The organism is Acidisoma sp. PAMC 29798 (assembly GCF_030252425.1).
Classification (GTDB): domain Bacteria; phylum Pseudomonadota; class Alphaproteobacteria; order Acetobacterales; family Acetobacteraceae; genus Acidisoma; species Acidisoma cladoniae.
The window spans coordinates 2,155,717-2,171,089 of the sequence record NZ_CP126994.1 but is presented as its reverse complement, the minus strand read 5'-3'; the positions used below and the strand labels follow the sequence as shown (position 1 = coordinate 2,171,089).

Annotated in this window: 16 protein-coding genes and 1 riboswitch; of the genes, 11 read left to right on the top strand and 5 right to left on the bottom strand. The window is 65.6% G+C overall.

Going from position 1 to position 15,373, the window contains the following annotated elements; all coding sequences use genetic code 11:
- Positions 1-105: 105 nt before the first annotated feature.
- Both QP803_RS10510 and QP803_RS10505 read left to right on the top strand, forming a co-directional pair.
- Positions 106-1,020 (top strand): hypothetical protein, encoded by a 915-nt coding sequence (locus QP803_RS10510; protein ID WP_284947705.1) that lies wholly within the window; start codon positions 106-108, stop codon positions 1,018-1,020.
- Complete coding sequence (locus tag QP803_RS10505) at positions 1,017-1,838, top strand: class I SAM-dependent methyltransferase (RefSeq protein WP_284947704.1); 822 nt, start codon at positions 1,017-1,019, stop codon at positions 1,836-1,838. Before QP803_RS10510 ends, QP803_RS10505 begins: the two co-directional genes overlap by 4 nt.
- Before the next feature lie 14 nt (positions 1,839-1,852).
- Here QP803_RS10505 and QP803_RS10500 read toward each other — a convergent pair whose 3' ends face one another.
- Positions 1,853-2,977, bottom strand: coding sequence for a Gfo/Idh/MocA family protein (locus tag QP803_RS10500; RefSeq protein ID WP_284947703.1), 1,125 nt, complete (start codon positions 2,975-2,977; stop codon positions 1,853-1,855).
- Positions 2,978-3,103: 126 nt separating this feature from the next.
- Between QP803_RS10500 and QP803_RS10495 the strand changes: the two genes are divergently transcribed.
- Complete coding sequence (locus QP803_RS10495; RefSeq protein ID WP_284947702.1) at positions 3,104-4,183, top strand: threonine aldolase family protein; 1,080 nt, start codon at positions 3,104-3,106, stop codon at positions 4,181-4,183.
- Here QP803_RS10495 and QP803_RS10490 read toward each other — a convergent pair.
- Entirely contained in the window at positions 4,168-4,392 is a 225-nt protein-coding gene (locus QP803_RS10490; protein ID WP_284947701.1) for a hypothetical protein, read from the bottom strand. The two genes, QP803_RS10495 and QP803_RS10490, sit on opposite strands and share 16 nt — an antisense overlap.
- Positions 4,393-4,421: 29 nt before the next feature.
- Here QP803_RS10490 and QP803_RS10485 point away from each other — a divergent pair, with 29 nt between their 5' ends.
- Complete coding sequence (locus QP803_RS10485; protein WP_284945070.1) at positions 4,422-5,501, top strand: IS630 family transposase; 1,080 nt, start codon at positions 4,422-4,424, stop codon at positions 5,499-5,501.
- On the opposite strand, the gene QP803_RS10480 is transcribed toward QP803_RS10485, so the two are convergent.
- Positions 5,464-5,958, bottom strand: coding sequence for a class I SAM-dependent methyltransferase (locus QP803_RS10480; protein WP_284947700.1), 495 nt, complete (start codon positions 5,956-5,958; stop codon positions 5,464-5,466). The two genes, QP803_RS10485 and QP803_RS10480, sit on opposite strands and share 38 nt — an antisense overlap.
- Before the next feature lie 58 nt (positions 5,959-6,016).
- On the opposite strand from QP803_RS10480, the gene QP803_RS10475 reads away from it, so the two are divergent.
- Positions 6,017-6,838 carry a class I SAM-dependent methyltransferase gene (locus tag QP803_RS10475; RefSeq protein WP_284947699.1) on the top strand — a complete coding sequence of 274 codons (822 nt, stop codon included), beginning with the start codon at positions 6,017-6,019 and terminating at the stop codon, positions 6,836-6,838.
- Between the two features lie 98 nt (positions 6,839-6,936).
- On the opposite strand, the gene cobO is transcribed toward QP803_RS10475, so the two are convergent.
- Positions 6,937-7,545, bottom strand: a complete 609-nt coding sequence (gene cobO / locus QP803_RS10470; protein ID WP_284947698.1) for a cob(I)yrinic acid a,c-diamide adenosyltransferase — start codon at positions 7,543-7,545, stop codon at positions 6,937-6,939.
- Positions 7,542-8,054, bottom strand: a complete 513-nt coding sequence (gene cobU, locus QP803_RS10465; protein ID WP_284947697.1) for a bifunctional adenosylcobinamide kinase/adenosylcobinamide-phosphate guanylyltransferase — start codon at positions 8,052-8,054, stop codon at positions 7,542-7,544. Before cobU ends, cobO begins: the two co-directional genes overlap by 4 nt.
- Positions 8,055-8,063: 9 nt before the next feature.
- Positions 8,064-8,273: riboswitch (cobalamin riboswitch) on the top strand.
- Positions 8,274-8,387: 114 nt separating this feature from the next.
- Here cobU and QP803_RS10460 point away from each other — a divergent pair.
- From QP803_RS10460 to QP803_RS10435, 6 genes are read left to right on the top strand one after another with little or no spacing between them, the layout of a single operon-like run.
- Entirely contained in the window at positions 8,388-8,756 is a 369-nt protein-coding gene (locus QP803_RS10460) for a DUF1636 family protein (RefSeq protein WP_284947696.1), read from the top strand.
- Positions 8,753-9,784, top strand: a complete 1,032-nt coding sequence (gene cobW, locus QP803_RS10455; RefSeq protein ID WP_284947695.1) for a cobalamin biosynthesis protein CobW — start codon at positions 8,753-8,755, stop codon at positions 9,782-9,784. Before QP803_RS10460 ends, cobW begins: the two co-directional genes overlap by 4 nt.
- Positions 9,785-9,786: 2 nt before the next feature.
- Entirely contained in the window at positions 9,787-12,855 is a 3,069-nt protein-coding gene (locus QP803_RS10450) for a cobaltochelatase subunit CobN (RefSeq protein WP_284947694.1), read from the top strand.
- Complete coding sequence (locus QP803_RS10445; RefSeq protein ID WP_284947693.1) at positions 12,852-13,931, top strand: ferredoxin-like domain-containing protein; 1,080 nt, start codon at positions 12,852-12,854, stop codon at positions 13,929-13,931. Before QP803_RS10450 ends, QP803_RS10445 begins: the two co-directional genes overlap by 4 nt.
- The gene (locus tag QP803_RS10440) at positions 13,928-14,560 is read left to right on the top strand and encodes a precorrin-8X methylmutase (RefSeq protein ID WP_284947692.1); all 633 of its coding nucleotides are present in this window, start codon (positions 13,928-13,930) and stop codon (positions 14,558-14,560) included. Before QP803_RS10445 ends, QP803_RS10440 begins: the two co-directional genes overlap by 4 nt.
- Positions 14,557-15,282 (top strand): precorrin-2 C(20)-methyltransferase, encoded by a 726-nt coding sequence (locus tag QP803_RS10435; protein ID WP_284947691.1) that lies wholly within the window; start codon positions 14,557-14,559, stop codon positions 15,280-15,282. The genes QP803_RS10440 and QP803_RS10435 overlap by 4 nt, the downstream gene beginning before the upstream one ends.
- Positions 15,283-15,373 lie beyond the last annotated feature (91 nt).

Sequence of the window (15,373 nt, the reverse complement as noted above, 5' to 3'; positions counted from 1 at the left end):
AGCCATTGAGGGCCGGACGGTTCTGGAGCTATTAGCTCCGGGGCCGTCCGGCTTTTTACGTTCTGGCTCTGGCATGGGGAGGAGGGATTGATCAGGTTCTTTGCGATGCAAGACAATCTTCATCCGATGACCAATTTCCTCAATGAATGGGCGCCTGATCTTCAAGACCTTGTTGCCATTACACCCTATGAAAGCCTGAGCGATATCGAGCGCTTGCCCGATGGCGCCTGTATCTTCGCCGATGTGGATCGGCTTCCCGGCAGCCTGTTGCCCGCAGCGATCAAGGTCTGGGAGACGCTCTCCGCACGGGGTCGCAGCATTCTGCTCAACCGGCCCGGCCATTCTTTGGGTCGTCGGCACTTGCTGACGAGGCTGCACGCGACCGGACGCAACCAGTTTCGCGTCGGCGGCGTGGAGGAACCGGTCGCGTCCTGGCGCTTTCCGGTTTTCATCCGACACAGCACCGAGCATGCCGGATCCCTCACCGGCCTGATCGCTACACCGCAACACCTGACGGCGGAGATCGCTCGTCTCATTGACGCCGGCCATGACCCCACAACCCTGCTCGTGGTGGAATTCGCCGATGTCTCCGATGATGGATTGTTCCGCAAATACGCGGCATTTCGCATCGGTGATACCATTCTGGCTCATCACGTCATGATTGCGCAGAGCTGGGAAGTGAAGGGACCCAGCCTGGTGTCAGCGCAATTTGTAGACGAGGAGCGTGCGTTTCAGCGCAGCAACCCGCATGAAGCCGATGTTCGCGCGGCCTTCGATCTCGGCGGGATTCAGTTCGGCCGCATGGACTATGGGCTTGTGGATGGCAAGGTGCAGGTTTGGGAGATCAATACGAACCCGACGTTTCTTTATCCGCCGGATCGCTACGATGCCATCCAGATGCCATCGAAGACGTGGTTTAACACGGAGGTTCATCGCCTGCTGCGCCAACTCGCCCAAGCAGAGCGGGGAAAGGCTGCCGCATTGACCCATTGGGCGCGGCGCCTGTTCGCGCGCCGATGACAGCCGCTGGTCATTGGGACAGGCACGCCGCGCAATGGTCCCTGGTGGGTCAGCCGCTGCGGCCAGGCCCGGACGACATTCGTTTGTTTAAGCATCTGGCTCGAACACTCGGCGGACCGGATGACGGCCTCGGCCACCTTCTGCTGGGCGTGACGCCCGAGATCGTCGCGATGCGATGGCCCGATCACGCGCGGCTGATCGCGGTTGATCGGTCACCGGTGATGATCGCGGCATTGTGGCGGCCGCCGTCCGCGCCCAAATCAGCTTGGGCTGTTCAGGGCGATTGGGCGACGCTTCCGCTACCATCGGGATCAATGCGGCTGGTGCTGGCCGATGGCGCCTTGAATATGTGCGAGGGGCGGGCAGGGTGGCACAGCGTCGCGCAAGAACTGGCCCGCGTGCTGAAGCCAAGCGGACACGGCATCATGCGGATTTTCGTGCGGCCGGAGGAGGCCGAACCCTGCGAGGCGGTGTTTCGCGATCTGCATGCGGGCAAGGTCCCCAATCCGCATATCTTCAAATGGCGCCTCGCCATGGCGTTGCACGGAGATATGGAGCAGGGCGTTCGCTTGGCGGATGTTTGGGATGCGTGCTCATCGGCCATCGCCGATCCTGGCGATCTGGCCGCGCGGCTCGGCTGGTCCGAAGCGGAATTGCGGACCATCGATGTCTACCGTGATGTCGCGACGCGCTACACCTTCCCCAAGGAGAGCGAACTCGCGGATCTCCTGCGGCCCGGCTTCCGCATTCTGCACACCCATCGCCTGTCCTATGCGTTGGGGGAGCGCTGCCCCGTTCTGGTTCTCGACGCCACGTAATAGAAGAGTCGATCTTACAGCGTCACCCAGCGTTGTTCGCGTGACGACAGCAGCGCGCCAGCGATCACGCGCTGCACCTCATAGGCTTCGCGGAAATCCGCGAAGGGGCGAGGGCCGCCAGCGAGCGCATCCAGAAAGCCGCGAATTTCGATCGTCTTGAGGTCGTTGAAGCCGATCTGATGGCCGCCGGCGACGCAGAAGGCGCCATACGGCGGATGTTCCGGCCCCGCCATGATGGTGCGGAAACCGTTGCGCGACGAATCCTTCTCGACCTTGTAGTAGCGCAGCTCGTTGAACCGTTCTTGCGTGAAGACGAGCGCACCCTTTTCACCGACCACTTCGAAATCGAGCTGCATCTTGCGCCCGGAGGAGAGCCAGCTCGTTTCGATCGTGCCCCGGCAGCCGCTGCCGAAGCGCACCAGCAGCCTTGCGGCATCATCGACTTCCACGGCCCGGATTTCCTCGGGCTTGCCGGCCATGGGCCGGCGATCGATCACCGTTTCCACATCGGCACAGAGCGAGGCGATCGGTCCCAGCAGAAAGCGCGCCATGCCGATGATATGGCTGCCGATATCGGCAATGGCGCCGGCCCCGCCGGAGGGGTCGAGGCGCCAGGTCCAGGGCGTCTGGCGGTCGATCATGAAGCCCTCGGCATGAATGCCGCGAAAGGACCAGATCTGGCCGAGTTCCCCGCTCTCGATCATCTGTTTGGCGAGGATCAGCATCGGATTGCCGATGTAATTGAAACCGACTTGGGTCACGACGCCGGCGCGCTCGGCCGCCTGCACCATCTCCAAAGCCTCCGGCGCGGTCGGCGCCAGCGGCTTTTCGCAATAGACCGGCTTGCCCGCCGCCAGCGCCGCGAGGGCGATGGGCTTGTGCAGGGCGTTGGGGGCGGTGATGTCCACGACATCAACCAGCGGGTCCGCGACCAAAGCGCGCCAGTCACCCACCGAACGCGCGAAGCCGAGTGCCTGCGCGGCGTCGCGGGCGAGGGTTTCGGTGGCGTCGGCCAGCAGTTCCAGCACCGGTTCGACCGGAAGATCGAAGACGCCGCCGACACTGCGGAAGCCTAAGGCATGGGTGCGCCCCATGAAGCCCGAGCCCACAAGGCCAAGGTGGATCTGTTTTTTCTTCATGGTCGTGTCTCCCGGCGCTGTGCGCTCTGCGACGGAAAATCGCACGGAATCCGGCAGGCGTCATGCTGAGTTTGGGCAATGGCAGCCCCCGTGCGAAACTCGCCCCTGGTCTGATGGAGGTATGGCGTGGCGGACGGAACTAAGGGTGCCTGGAACTTCGGCAGCGACAATGTCGCGCCCATCTCACCCGAAATCATGGCGGCCATCGCGGCGGCCAATAGCGGCAATGTCGGCTCCTACGGCGCAGATGCCTTGACGGCGCAGGTGACCGCCAAGCTGCGCGACATTTTCGAGACCGATCTGGTGGCCTTCCCGGTCGCGACCGGCACTGCGGCGAATGCCCTCGCTCTGTCGGTACTCGTGCCCCCGTACGGTGCCGTGCTCTGTGCCGAGGATGCGCATATCAGCACCGACGAATGCGGCGCGCCGGAGTTCTTCACGGGTGGCGCGAAGCTGGTTTGTTTGCCAACGCCGGACGGTCGCATTGCGGCCGCTCAAATCGCGGAGCCTTTGGCCCATGCTGCCGCGCTCGGGGTTCATTTCATGCAACCCGCCGCCATCAGCATCACGCAATCCACCGAGTGGGGCGCGGTCTATAGCCGCGATGAGCTGTCAGCGCTTGGTGCTGCGGCAGCGGCGCATCGGTTGCCGCTGCATATGGATGGTGCGCGTTTCGCCAATGCCCTGGTGCATCTCGGTTGTTCGCCCGCAGAAATGACCTGGAAAGCCGGCGTGAAGGTCTTGTCCTTCGGGGCCACCAAGAACGGCGCCATGGCGGCCGAGGCGGTCGTGTTTTTCGATCCGGCGCTGGCCCGCGGCTTCGAGCAGCGGCGCAAGCGTGGCGCGCATCTGTGGTCGAAGATGCGCTACATGAGCGCCCAGCTCGTGGCCTATCTGGAGCAGGATTTGTGGCTGCGTAACGCCCGTGCGGCCAACGGACTCGCGACGCGATTGGCGGAGGGGCTTTCCGCAATCCCAGGCGTGAGCCTTCTACATCCCGTGCAAGCCAATGAGCTGTTCGTGATCATGCCTGAGGGGATGGTGGCGGCCCTGCTGGCGGAGGGTTTCGGTTTCTATCGCTGGTCGAGCCGGGTGGAGGGTGACAACACGGTCATTCGGTTGGTGACCTCATACGCGAGCGATCCTCATGCGGCCGAGGCGTTGATCGCCGCTGCCGCGCGGTTGGGCAATCAACCGCCGGGGTAACGCGGCGCGCGCTGGGCGAGCCATGCGGTTCGTCCGCCCGCCTGCGGGTCCTTGACCACATGAGCAACGACGGTGAAGCCCGAGCGGGACAGCAACGCTTCGTATTCGGTCGGGTCCAGGCTCGCATGATAGAGCGGATCGCCTTTATAGGCGCCGATGGATTCGCTAGTGGATAGAACCTGACGGAAGAGTCCGTTTAGAGATTCCAACGGCGGCTGGGACGTGCGAGTCTGGCACGATGCGCCCAGGCATCGTCGTCGAAGTTAACCCAGCTGACCAGGCCCGGCTTCAGTTGATCGTGACAGACCGCAATAGCCCACAGAAACATGTTTGGCGGGCTCAGATCGTCCTTCTGACAGCAGCGGGTCACGGCACGGCCGAGATCATGCGGCAAACAGGCAAGGCCAAAACGGCGGTGTGGCGCTGGCAGGAGCGGTTCATGCAGGCTGGCGTGGACGGGCTCCTGCGGGACAAGACCCGGCCTTCGCGCGTCCCAGCACTGGGATCGAATGTCGCTGACCGGGTTGTGGCGCTGACGCTGACGACCCCGCCCGGCGAGGTGACGCATTGGACCGGGCGAGCCATGGCCAAGACCGCCAAGATCAGTCTGAGCGCCACGCAACGCATCTGGCGCACCCACGGTCTGCAACCGCATCGGCTCCGCCAATTCAAGCTCTCCAACGATCCGCAGTTTGCCGCCAAGCTTCGCGACATCGTCGGTCTCTACGTCGACCCGCCCGCCCACGCCGTCGTCCTCTCGGTCGACGAAAAGAGCCAAATCCAAGCGCTCGACCGCACCCAGCCGGGGTTGCCTCTGAAGAAGGGGCGCTGCGGCACCATGACACACGATTACATCCGGAACGGTACGACCACGTTGTTTGCGGCCTTGAACGTTTTGGAGGGCGGCGTGATCGGCCGATGCATGCAGCACCATCGGCACCAGGAGTTCATCCGTTTCCTCAATGCTGTCGAAGCGGAGGTCCCTGCGGGGAAACTTGTCCATGCCATCATGGATAATTACGCCACCCACAAGCACCCGAAGGTTATCGCTTGGCTGGAGCGCCATCCACGCTGGACCTTCCATTTCACGCCGACCTCGGCCTCGTGGCTCAATGCCGTCGAGGGCTTTTTTGCCAAGCTCGCTAAACGGCGCCTCAAACGTGGCGTGTTCCACTCCCTCGTCTCACTGCAGGCTGCGATCAACCGCTTCGTCGCCGATACCAACGCCGATCCGCACCCCTTCCATTGGACCAAAGACCCAGAAAAGATCATCGCCGCGGTCAGGCGTGGGCACCAAGCGTTAGATTCAATCCACTAGCGGCATGTCCTGTATTGAACATGAGGAAAGCGGACGGCGCCGCGTGGTCGGCAAAGATGGCGAACATGCGGCGCTGATCATCCGGCTTCAGGTGGAAGAAGCTGTCCCAGGCGAGGACGCCGTCGAAGAGACGACCGAGCGAGAGTGCGCGCATATCGGCGACGATCCATTCCTGGTCCGGCATGCGTTCGCGGCAGAGGGCAGTGAGTGTTGGCGAGGCATCGACCCCGGTGACGCGAAGTCCACCGGCCTCCATGTTCAGCGCCACCGGATCACCGCCGCCACATCCGAGGTCGAGCACGGTTCCACCTTTTGGCAGAGCCGCGATGAAGCGGTCGTGCCAGGGTTTGTCGCTCCATCGCAGTGCGCGGCGATCTGCCTCCCAATCGCGACCATGACGCTCGTAGTGAGGGATGATCCGGTCCGCGAGTTCGGTGGTTTGGTGGGGATCGTTCATGTCGTTCTCCCGGCCTGGGAACGGTGCGATAAGCAATAAAGATCTGCGAAGGAGCCTGATGATGTCTGAACCTGAATGGCGGCGTCTTAATCGCGCAAATTGGGACGAGCGCGTCGCCATCCACATGGCGCCGGAGTCCGATTATGACACGCATTTGCTGCGCCAGGGCAACTACATCCTGCATGCGATAGAGGAGCGGGAGCTTGGCCCCGTGGCGGGCCTGCGGCTGTTGCATCTGCAATGCCATTTTGGCGTCGATACGCTGGCCTTGGCGCAGAAGGGCGCCCAGGTGACGGGGCTGGATTTCTCCGCGCCCGCCATCGCGGCGGCGCGAAGTCTAGCCGCGGAAATCGGGATCGAGGCGCATTTCGTGCAATCGGACATCTACGAGGCGAGGGCCGCGTTGGAGGGTGAATTCGATCGCGTCTTCACCACGTGGGGCACGATCGGCTGGCTTCCGGACATTCAAGGCTGGGCCGAGGTCGTTGCCAGCCTGTTGCGGGTGGGGGGAGAGGTCTACTTTGCGGATATGCATCCGGCGGCGCTGATCTTTGATGATGACGTGCCCGGAACGCATGGCATGCCCGGCTGGTTCGCGCCCTATTTTCATCAAGGAGAGATCGTGGTGGACGACGCGCGAGACTATGCCAATCCCGTCGCACGAATCTCAAACATCCGCACGCACCAGTTCATGCATCCGGTCGCGGATGTTGTACAGGCGCTGCTGGATGCCGGCTTGCGACTAACGATGTTGCACGAGCACGACACCCTGGCCTGGAAGCAGTTCGGCTGCATGGTCGAAGCCGAGGGTGGGCTTTATCGATTGCCCGACAAGCCTTGGCTGCCGCTGTCTTACTCGCTGAAGGCGATCAAGCCGTGAGAGCGATGATCGTGATGGCGGAATACGCTTCGCTTTTCCGCCCTACGAGACTTCAACTTTCGTAGGGTGGATAGGCGCAGCGTCATCCACCAACCACCCTAGAACTCGATCCCTTCCTGCGCCTTCACGCCTGCCTTGAAGTGGTGCTTGGTCGCCTGCATCTCGGTCACGAGATCCGCCGCCTCGACCAAACCCGCCGGCGCATTGCGCCCCGTCACGATCACATGCAATCCCGGCCGCCGCGCAACCAAAGCGGCCACAACTTCATCGACCGCGAGATAGTCGTAGCGTAATGCGATGCACAGCTCATCCAGCACCACCAGCGCCACATCCGGCCGCGCCATCTGAACCAGTGCCTCGTCCCAGGCGCGGCGGCAGGCCGCGGTATCGCGCGCCTTGTCCTGCGTCTCCCAGGTGAAACCCTCACCCATGCTGTGCCAGGTCAGCAGATCGCCGAAGCGGGAGAAGCCGGCTCGTTCCCCGGTACTCCAGGCGCCCTTGATGAATTGCACGATGGCGACCGGCCGGTCGCGGCCCAGCATGCGCAGCGCCAGCCCCATCGCCGCCGTGGTCTTGCCCTTGCCAGGACCGGTATTGACCATGAGCAGACCCTTCTCGATGGTCTTGCCCGCGACCTCTGCGTCCTGCACGGCCTTGCGACGGACCATCTTTTCGCGCCAGCGGTCGGCCTCGGTCTCGTCACTCATTTCACCACCATCGGCAGGCCCGCCACCATGAACAGTACCCGATCGGCCCGCGCTGCCAACTGCTGATGCAACACGCCCGCCGCGTCCCGAAAGTCCCGGCCGAGCCGATGCTCCGGCACGATGCCGAGCCCCACCTCATTGGCGATCAGCACTGTGGCAGGGGTGCGGGCCGCCAAAGCCTCTAGCAGAGCCTCGGTCTCCGCCGCGAGATCCCGCTCGGCGAGCATGAGGTTGGTCAGCCACAGCGTCAGGCAATCAACCAGCACCGGAGTCTCGGCCGCGTCTATCAGCGCCGACGCCAGCGCCAGCGGCGCCTCCACCGTCCGCCACGGCGCGTCCCGGCGCGTGCGATGCAGGGCGATGCGCGCCGCCATCTCCGCGTCCCAGGCCTCGGCCGTCGCAATATAGGTCCAGGGGCCGGGCAGGGCGGTGATCAGCCCCTCGCCATAGCGGCTCTTGCCGGAACGGGCACCGCCTAAGATCAATGTTATATCCAATTGACTGGCCATGGCTCCGGCTTCTAGATCATCCCCGATGGTTCCACCAACGCGTGTCGGTGGATGAAAAGGGAATGCGGTGCGGGGCTCAACCCCCAATGCCGCGGCTGCCCCCGCAACTGTAAGCGGAAAGCATCCGGTCATTTTCCACTGGGCCTCATGGGCCTGGGAAGGACGATCGGGCGCGTTCGATCCGCGAGCCAGGAGACCTGCCATCGCACGACCAAAAGTTCCGACCGGGCGGGGTGCCTCGGTGGGAATCCTCCGCTTCACGCCGTGGGCCCGTGCCTGCGGCGGCATCCCCGTTTTCCGCCCGGCGTTTGGGGCGCATGATCGGAGTTGGATGTGGCGTCCTCTGAAATCGTGATCCAGACCCTGCATGTATGCGTGACCTGCGGCTATCCCGATGAGCCGCGTCCCGGCCAGCGTCTGCATGATCGTATCGCGGGCCTGATGACGGCGGAGGAGCCCTTCGCCCTGCAACCCGTCACCTGCCTGTCGCATTGCGGCCAGGGGTGTTCCGTCGCCGCCACCGCGCCAGGCAAATGGGGTTATCTTCTCGGTCGCCTCTCGCCCGATCACGCCGAAGACCTCATCGCCTATGCCCGCACCTATGCGGCCTCCGGCAGCGGGTCGGTGCTGCCCTCCCGCCGTCCCGCAAGCCTCAAGGACGTCGTCATCGGCCGCATTCCCCCGTTAGGAGCCGCCGCATGAGCGCCCGCATTCCCGCCACCATAATCACCGGCTTTCTCGGCGCCGGGAAAACAACGCTCGTTCGGCATATGCTTCAAAATGCCCAAGGTCGGCGCATCGCCGTCATCGTCAATGAATTCGGCTCCCTCGGAATCGATGCCGCGCTGCTGGAAGGCTGCGGCATCGCCGGCTGTGACGAGGATACCATCGTCGAGCTGTCGAATGGCTGCCTGTGCTGCACCGTGGCGGATGAATTCCTGCCGGCGATGGAGGCCTTGCTGGATCGCCCGAACCCGCCCGATCATATCGTGATCGAGACGTCGGGACTCGCGCTGCCGAAGCCGCTCTTGAAGGCCTTCTCCTGGCCATCGATCCGCGCGCGTGTCACGGTCGATGGCGTCATCGCCGTGGTCGACGGTCCCGCCGTGGCGGCCGGCCGCTTCGCCGACGACCCGGAGGAAGTAGCCCGCCAGATGGCGGCGGACCCATCGCTCGACCATGATAATCCCTTGGCCGAAGTCTATGAGGACCAGCTTGGCGCGGCGGATCTCGTGCTGCTCAACAAGACCGATCTGATGGACGGGACCGACCTCGCGCGCGTCTCGGCCGAGATCGGCGCCGCCCTGCCGCGCGCCGTGAAGGTGATGCCGGCGCATGAGGGTAAAATCGACCTCGCGGTGCTGCTCGGCCTGGATGCCCGCGCGGAGGACGATCTGGCGTCCCGACCCTCTCACCACGATGCCGTGGACGGCGAACATGAGCATGACGATTGGGAGAGTTTCGTGGTGGATGTGCCGGAGCAGGCGGCGCCCGAGCCGCTGGTTGCCCGTCTTCGCGCAGCCGCCGAGGCGCATGATGTGCTGCGCATGAAGGGCTTCGCGAGCGTTCTGGGCAAACCGCTGCGCCTGGTCATTCAAGGCGTCGGCAGCCGCTTCCGCCATGAATATGACCGCGCCTGGAAGGCCGACGAGCCGCGCGGCGGGCATATCGTGGTCATCGGCCGCACCGGCCTTGATCGCGCGTCGATCGAGCGGATCATCCTGGGCTAGCCATGCATCTCCTCCTCCGTGAGACGCATGGGCTGGAGGAAGGCGAGGCGGCCGTAGAGCCGGGCGGTGAACCCGCGCCGATTCTGTTTCTGTCCTTCTCGGACAGTGATCTTGCGGCGGCCGCAGCGGCGGCACTTCCGGCGGACTTTCCCTCCGTTCGGATCGAGCGGATCGGTCGCTTCCTGCATCCGCTTTCGGTGGATCTGCTCTGTGAGCAACTGGTTATACCGGCGCGCGTTGTGGTGCTGCGGCTGCTCGGCGGCCTCGACTATTGGCGCTATGGCGCCGAGGAAATTGCCGCGACCTGCGCGGCGCAGGGCATTCCCTTGGCGGTCTTGCCGGGCGATGGGCCGGACGATCCGCGTCTCGCTGCGCTCTCCACCATGGCGGCCGAACCGCGTGCCGCGATCGACGCCTGCCTGAGGCAAGGCGGGGCCGAGAATTTCGCCCGCATGCTGCGAGGCGCGGCGCATGCGGCGGGGCTCTGGGCGGATCTTCCCCCGGTCGCGGAAACGCTGCCTGATTTCGGTGTTTTCACCACCCACCCAGGACCATCCGAGGCCGCGATCGTTTTCTACCGCTCGCATCTTCTGGCCGGTGAAACCGCGACAATCGAGTCACTGATCGCGGCCCTCGCCCTCCGCGGTCTTGGCGCTAAAGCGGTCTTCGTGGATAGCCTCAAGAACCCAGCCGCCATCGCGTTTCTGCACGATCGGTTGGCGGAGTGGGCGCCGGCCGTGGTCCTCAATCTCACCGGGTTTGCGGCGGAGATCGGCGCGGGCGTGCCCGTGTTGCAGCTCATTCAGGCGGGTAGCACGCAAGCGGCGTGGGAATTGTCATCGCGCGGCCTGTCCCAGGCCGATCTCGCCATGCAGGTGGTGCTGCCCGAGAGCGATGGCCGACTGCTGACGACGGCGGTGTCTTTCAAGGAGCGGGATGCCCAGGGCCTTGCGCGGCTGGTGCCGCATGAGGCGGGCATAGCGCTGGCCGCCGACCGCGCGGCCGGCTGGGCGCGCCTCGCCGCGACCCCTGCGGCCGAGCGCCGCATCGCCATCGTGCTGTCCGATTATCCCGGCGCGGCTGCCACGCGTCATGAAATCGGCAATGCCGTCGGTCTCGACAGCTTCGCCAGCGTCACGGCTATTCTCCGGCGGCTCCAGGACGCCGGCTACGACACCGGCCCGGTCGATCTCGCCCGTCTGGCTAAGGGCGAGACCCTCCGCTGCGGCAAGATCGTCATTGCCGTGCAGCCCGATCGTGGCGGCGTGGATCGCAAGGCGGGATACCACGATCCCGTGGCCCCGCCGGCCGAGGCCTATATCGCTTTCTATCGCGGGCTGATCGACGACATCGGCATCCACGCCATGGTCCATCTCGGCACCCATGGCACGCTGGAATGGCTGCCGGGCAAGTCGGCAGCGCTGTCCGCCGCTTGTTGGCCGGCGGCGCTGACCGGCGGTCTGCCGATCATCTACCCCTTCATCGTGAACAATCCGGGGGAGGCGGCGCCCGCCAAGCGGCGCCTCGGCGCGGTCACCATCGGTCATCTCACACCGCCCTTGCAACGTGCCGGCCTGCATGGCCGCGCGGCGGAACTGGAACGCATCATCGACGAGTTTGCCGCCGCCGACGGGCTCGATCGTCGTCGGGCGACGAGCCTGCGAAGGGAGATTCTGGTGGAAGCCGAAGCCTCCGGCCTGCTCGCCGAAAGCGGCGCCAAGCCTGAGACGGAGGGCGAGGATGCGGTGCTTGCCAAGCTCGACGCCTATCTGTGCGACGTGAAGGACATGCAGATCCGCGATGGGCTGCATATCTTCGGCGTCGCGCCCGCGCCGGCGCAGCGAAATGCGCTGCTAGCCGCAATGACCGATGGCCCGGATCTGGCCGAGCGGTTGGACGCGTGCGCGGAGGCCGAGGGTGCGGCGCTGCTCGCGGCGCTCGATGGGCGTTTCGTGCCGCCCGGTCCCGCCGGCGCGCCGACCCGGGGCCGCGCCGATGTTTTGCCGACGGGCCGCAACCTCACCACCCTCGATCCGCGCGCCATCCCGACGCGCTCGGCCGTGGGCCTTGCCGAAAAGGCCGCAAAGGCCCTGCTGGCGCGTCATCGGCAGGAGCAAGGGGATTGGCCGCGCGCCCTGGTGATCGACCTCTGGGGTAGTGCCACCATGCGCACCGGCGGTGAGGATTTCGCCCTCGCCCTGATCCTGATGGGGGTGAAACCGCTCTGGGACGGTGGATCGAGCCGCGTGGGCGGCTTCGAGGTGCTGCCGATCGCCTTGCTCGATCGTCCGCGCGTCGATGTCTCCCTCCGCATTTCCGGCCTGTTCCGGGATGCCTTCGCGGCGCAAATCGCGCTGTTCGACCAGGCGGCGCGGGCGGTGGTCGCGCGGGACGAGGATGCCGAGTGGAACCCGCTGGCGGGCAAGGACGGCGCCCGCGTCTTCGGCCCGTCGGCTGGCGCCTATGGCAGCGGGGTCGATCTGGATGGCACACGGCAAGATGCGGCGCGGTCCTATCTCGCGGGTTCGGACACGGCCTGGGACGATGGCGAGGGGGATTTCGCGGCGCGGATCGCGGTGGCGGATGGCTTCGTCCATACCCAGGATCATGCCGAGACCGATCTGCTCGAAAGCCCCGACTATGCGGCGCATGAGGGCGGTTTCGCCGCCGCCGCCGCCATGCTCGGCGGCACGCCGGCCCTCTATCACCTCGACACCAGCAAGCCGGAGTCTCCCCAGCCGCGTCTGGTGGCCGAGGAGGTGCGCCGCATCGTACGCGCCCGCGCCGCCAATCCGCGCTGGATCGCCGGCATGATGCGCCACGGCTATCGCGGGGCCGCGGAGATCGTGCGCGGCGCCGAAAGCCTCACCGGCTTCGCCGCCACCCTGCCGACGCGCTTCGATGCGCAGTTCGATATGCTGTTCGACGCGACGCTCGGGGAACCCGCGGTGGACGCATTCCTGCGTGATGAAAGCCCGGCCGCCCATGCGGTGCTGACGGAGCGGTTTCGGACCGCCATGGCGCGCGACCTCTGGCGGCCTCGTCGCAACAGCGTCTTCGTGCCACGATGAAACGCGGCTGGTGCCCGAGCCTGTTCCGACCGATGGAGTCCGGGGATGGCTGGCTGGTACGGGTGCGCCCGCGCGATGCGGTGCTGACGGCCGAGGTTCTGCAGGCCGTCGCGGACGCCTCCGCTCGCTATGGCAATGGCCTGATCGAAATCACCAACCGCGCCAATCTCCAGATTCGCGGGCTTCGGCGCGACACGATTCTGCCCTTCACGGACGCGATGCGGGCCGTGGGGATCGATGAGGCGGATGAACGGCGGAACTTGCTCGTCTCGCCGCTCCTCAGTGCCGATGCCACTATCGCGCCGGAGACGGCGGCCATCGCAGGCACCATTGCCGAGGGTTTGGCGGAGGACGCTTTCGCTACTCTGCCCGGCAAATTCGGTTTCCTGATCGATGGCGGTGGTCTGCTGCCGCTGACCGGCATGAGTCTGGACGTGACGCTGCGCGCGACAGTCGGTGGCTGGACCTTGCAGGGCGAGGCGGTGCCGAGCGCGGACGCGGCGCGGCTTGCGCTCGATTTGGCGCGGCAGGCGGGTCATGTCTCTCCGCGCCGAACAGCGCCGCCGCCGGCCCTGGGGCGATACGGCACCGCACAGCTTTTCGCGCCGCAGTTTGGCCAGATCCGGGCCGAGACGCTGTCGAAGCTCGTCGATATTTGCGTCCGAGAGGGCGATGGCGCGCTGCGGCCGACGCCGTGGAAGAGCTTTGCGATAGCCGGCATCAGATGCCCCCTGTCGGCGCAACCTGCTTTGGAGGCTCTCGGTCTCATCACAGATCCCGCCGATCCGCGCCTCGGCATCGTCACCTGTGCCGGCGCGCCGGCCTGCCTGCGGGGGGAGCTTCTGACGCATGAAACGGCGGCGGCGCTGGCAGCGGGCCGTCGCCCTCATGATCCGCTGTGGCATGTCTCCGGCTGCGTGAAGGGCTGCGCCCATCCGGGGCCGGCGGCGGTCACGCTGGTCGGGAATTACCGGCTGCTGAACCTGGTGCGTGACGGCGCGGCAGGCGATATGCCCGAACGCCGCGCTCTGACCCTGGCGGAAACACTCCAGCTCATGCAGAGCGTGCCCGCATGACACGCCGTTACGACTATATCCACGACGGGGCCGCGATCTATGCGCGGTCCTTCGCGATCATCCGGTCCGAATCCGACCTCTCTCGCTTCTCGGTGGAGGAGGCGCGGATCGCCGTGCGCATGATCCATGGCAGCGGCATGGTGGAGATCGCCGAGGCCATCCACTTCGGCGGAGACTTCGCGCGTGCCGGCCGCGCGGCGCTGCTGGCCGGGGCGCCGATCCTGTGTGACTCGAAGATGGTCGCCAATGGCATCACCCGCCCCCGGTTGCCGGCGAAGAACGAGATCATCTGCCTGCTCGATGCGCCGGAGGTGCCGGGCATTGCCGCCCGCATCTGCAATACGCGCTCGGCCGCTGCGCTCGATCTTTGGGGCGACAGGCTCGCGGGGGCCGTCGTCGCCATCGGCAATGCGCCCACGGCCCTGTTCCACTTGCTGGAACTGATCGATGCCGGCGCGCCCATGCCCGCCGCCGTGATCGGCCTGCCCGTGGGCTTTGTGGGCGCGGCGGAATCCAAGGCGGCCTTGGCGGCGGACGGTCGGCTGCCTTTCGTGATTGTGGAGGGTCGGCGCGGCGGCAGCGCCATGGCCGTTTCGGCCGTCAATGCCCTCGCGAGCGAAGCGGAATGACCGGTACCCTTTTTACCCTAGGCATGGGGCCGGGCGACCCCGAGCTGATCACGGTCAAGGCGGCGCGCATCCTGGCCGCCGCACCGGTGGTCGCCTTCTTCGCCAAGGCCGGCCAGCGCGGCCATGCGCGCAGCATCGCCGACAGCCATATCGCCGCGACGGCTGAGGAACTGCGCTTCGACTATCCGATAACGACCGAGATGTCGCACCGCGACGGTCGTTACGTCGATGCCATGGCCGGATGTTACGCGGCGGCGACCGAGACCATCGCCGCGCGCCTGGAACGGGGCGAGAATGTCGCGCTGCTCTGTGAGGGCGATCCGTTCTTCTACGGCTCCTCGATGTATCTGTTCGACCGGTTGCGGGACCGGTTTCCGATGGAGATCGTGCCCGGCGTGCTGGGCATGAGCGGCTGCTGGGCGGAGGCGCGTCTGCCGATGACCTATGGTGACGATGTGCTCGCCGTCCTGCCCGGCACGATGGCCGAGGCCGATCTGCGCCGGCATCTCGAAGGTGCGGATGCGGCGGTGATCATGAAGCTGGGGCGCAATCTGCCGAAGGTACGGGCTGTGCTGACGGCCCTGGGTCGGGCCGAGCGCGCTGTTTATTGCGAGCGCGGCACCATGGTGGGATCGCGCATCTTGCCCCTCGCGGAAATCGCCGATGACGGTGCGCCATATTTTTCGATGATCCTGGTGCCGGGTCGGCAGAGGGTGCGTTGACCAAGTCTCTCGTAGGGCGGAAGAGTGCAGCGAAATCCGCCGGCCCCCTGATTCGGCGGAATACGCTTCGCTTTTCCGCCCTACGATATCG

Excerpts from the sequence above, each read along its gene's own strand:
- QP803_RS10480 (WP_284947700.1), bottom strand. The coding sequence starts at position 5,958 with ATGAACGATCCCCACCAAACCACCGAACTCGCGGACCGGATCATCCCT.
- QP803_RS10510 (WP_284947705.1), top strand. The coding sequence starts at position 106 with ATGCAAGACAATCTTCATCCGATGACCAATTTCCTCAATGAATGGGCG.
- QP803_RS10485 (WP_284945070.1), top strand. The coding sequence starts at position 4,422 with ATGCGCCCAGGCATCGTCGTCGAAGTTAACCCAGCTGACCAGGCCCGG.
- QP803_RS10505 (WP_284947704.1), top strand. The coding sequence starts at position 1,017 with ATGACAGCCGCTGGTCATTGGGACAGGCACGCCGCGCAATGGTCCCTG.
- QP803_RS10435 (WP_284947691.1), top strand. The coding sequence starts at position 14,557 with ATGACCGGTACCCTTTTTACCCTAGGCATGGGGCCGGGCGACCCCGAG.
- QP803_RS10500 (WP_284947703.1), bottom strand. The coding sequence starts at position 2,977 with ATGAAGAAAAAACAGATCCACCTTGGCCTTGTGGGCTCGGGCTTCATG.
- QP803_RS10450 (WP_284947694.1), top strand. The coding sequence starts at position 9,787 with ATGCATCTCCTCCTCCGTGAGACGCATGGGCTGGAGGAAGGCGAGGCG.
- QP803_RS10440 (WP_284947692.1), top strand. The coding sequence starts at position 13,928 with ATGACACGCCGTTACGACTATATCCACGACGGGGCCGCGATCTATGCG.
- QP803_RS10445 (WP_284947693.1), top strand. The coding sequence starts at position 12,852 with ATGAAACGCGGCTGGTGCCCGAGCCTGTTCCGACCGATGGAGTCCGGG.
- cobW (WP_284947695.1), top strand. The coding sequence starts at position 8,753 with ATGAGCGCCCGCATTCCCGCCACCATAATCACCGGCTTTCTCGGCGCC.
- cobO (WP_284947698.1), bottom strand. The coding sequence starts at position 7,545 with ATGAGTGACGAGACCGAGGCCGACCGCTGGCGCGAAAAGATGGTCCGT.
- QP803_RS10475 (WP_284947699.1), top strand. The coding sequence starts at position 6,017 with ATGATGTCTGAACCTGAATGGCGGCGTCTTAATCGCGCAAATTGGGAC.
- cobU (WP_284947697.1), bottom strand. The coding sequence starts at position 8,054 with ATGGCCAGTCAATTGGATATAACATTGATCTTAGGCGGTGCCCGTTCC.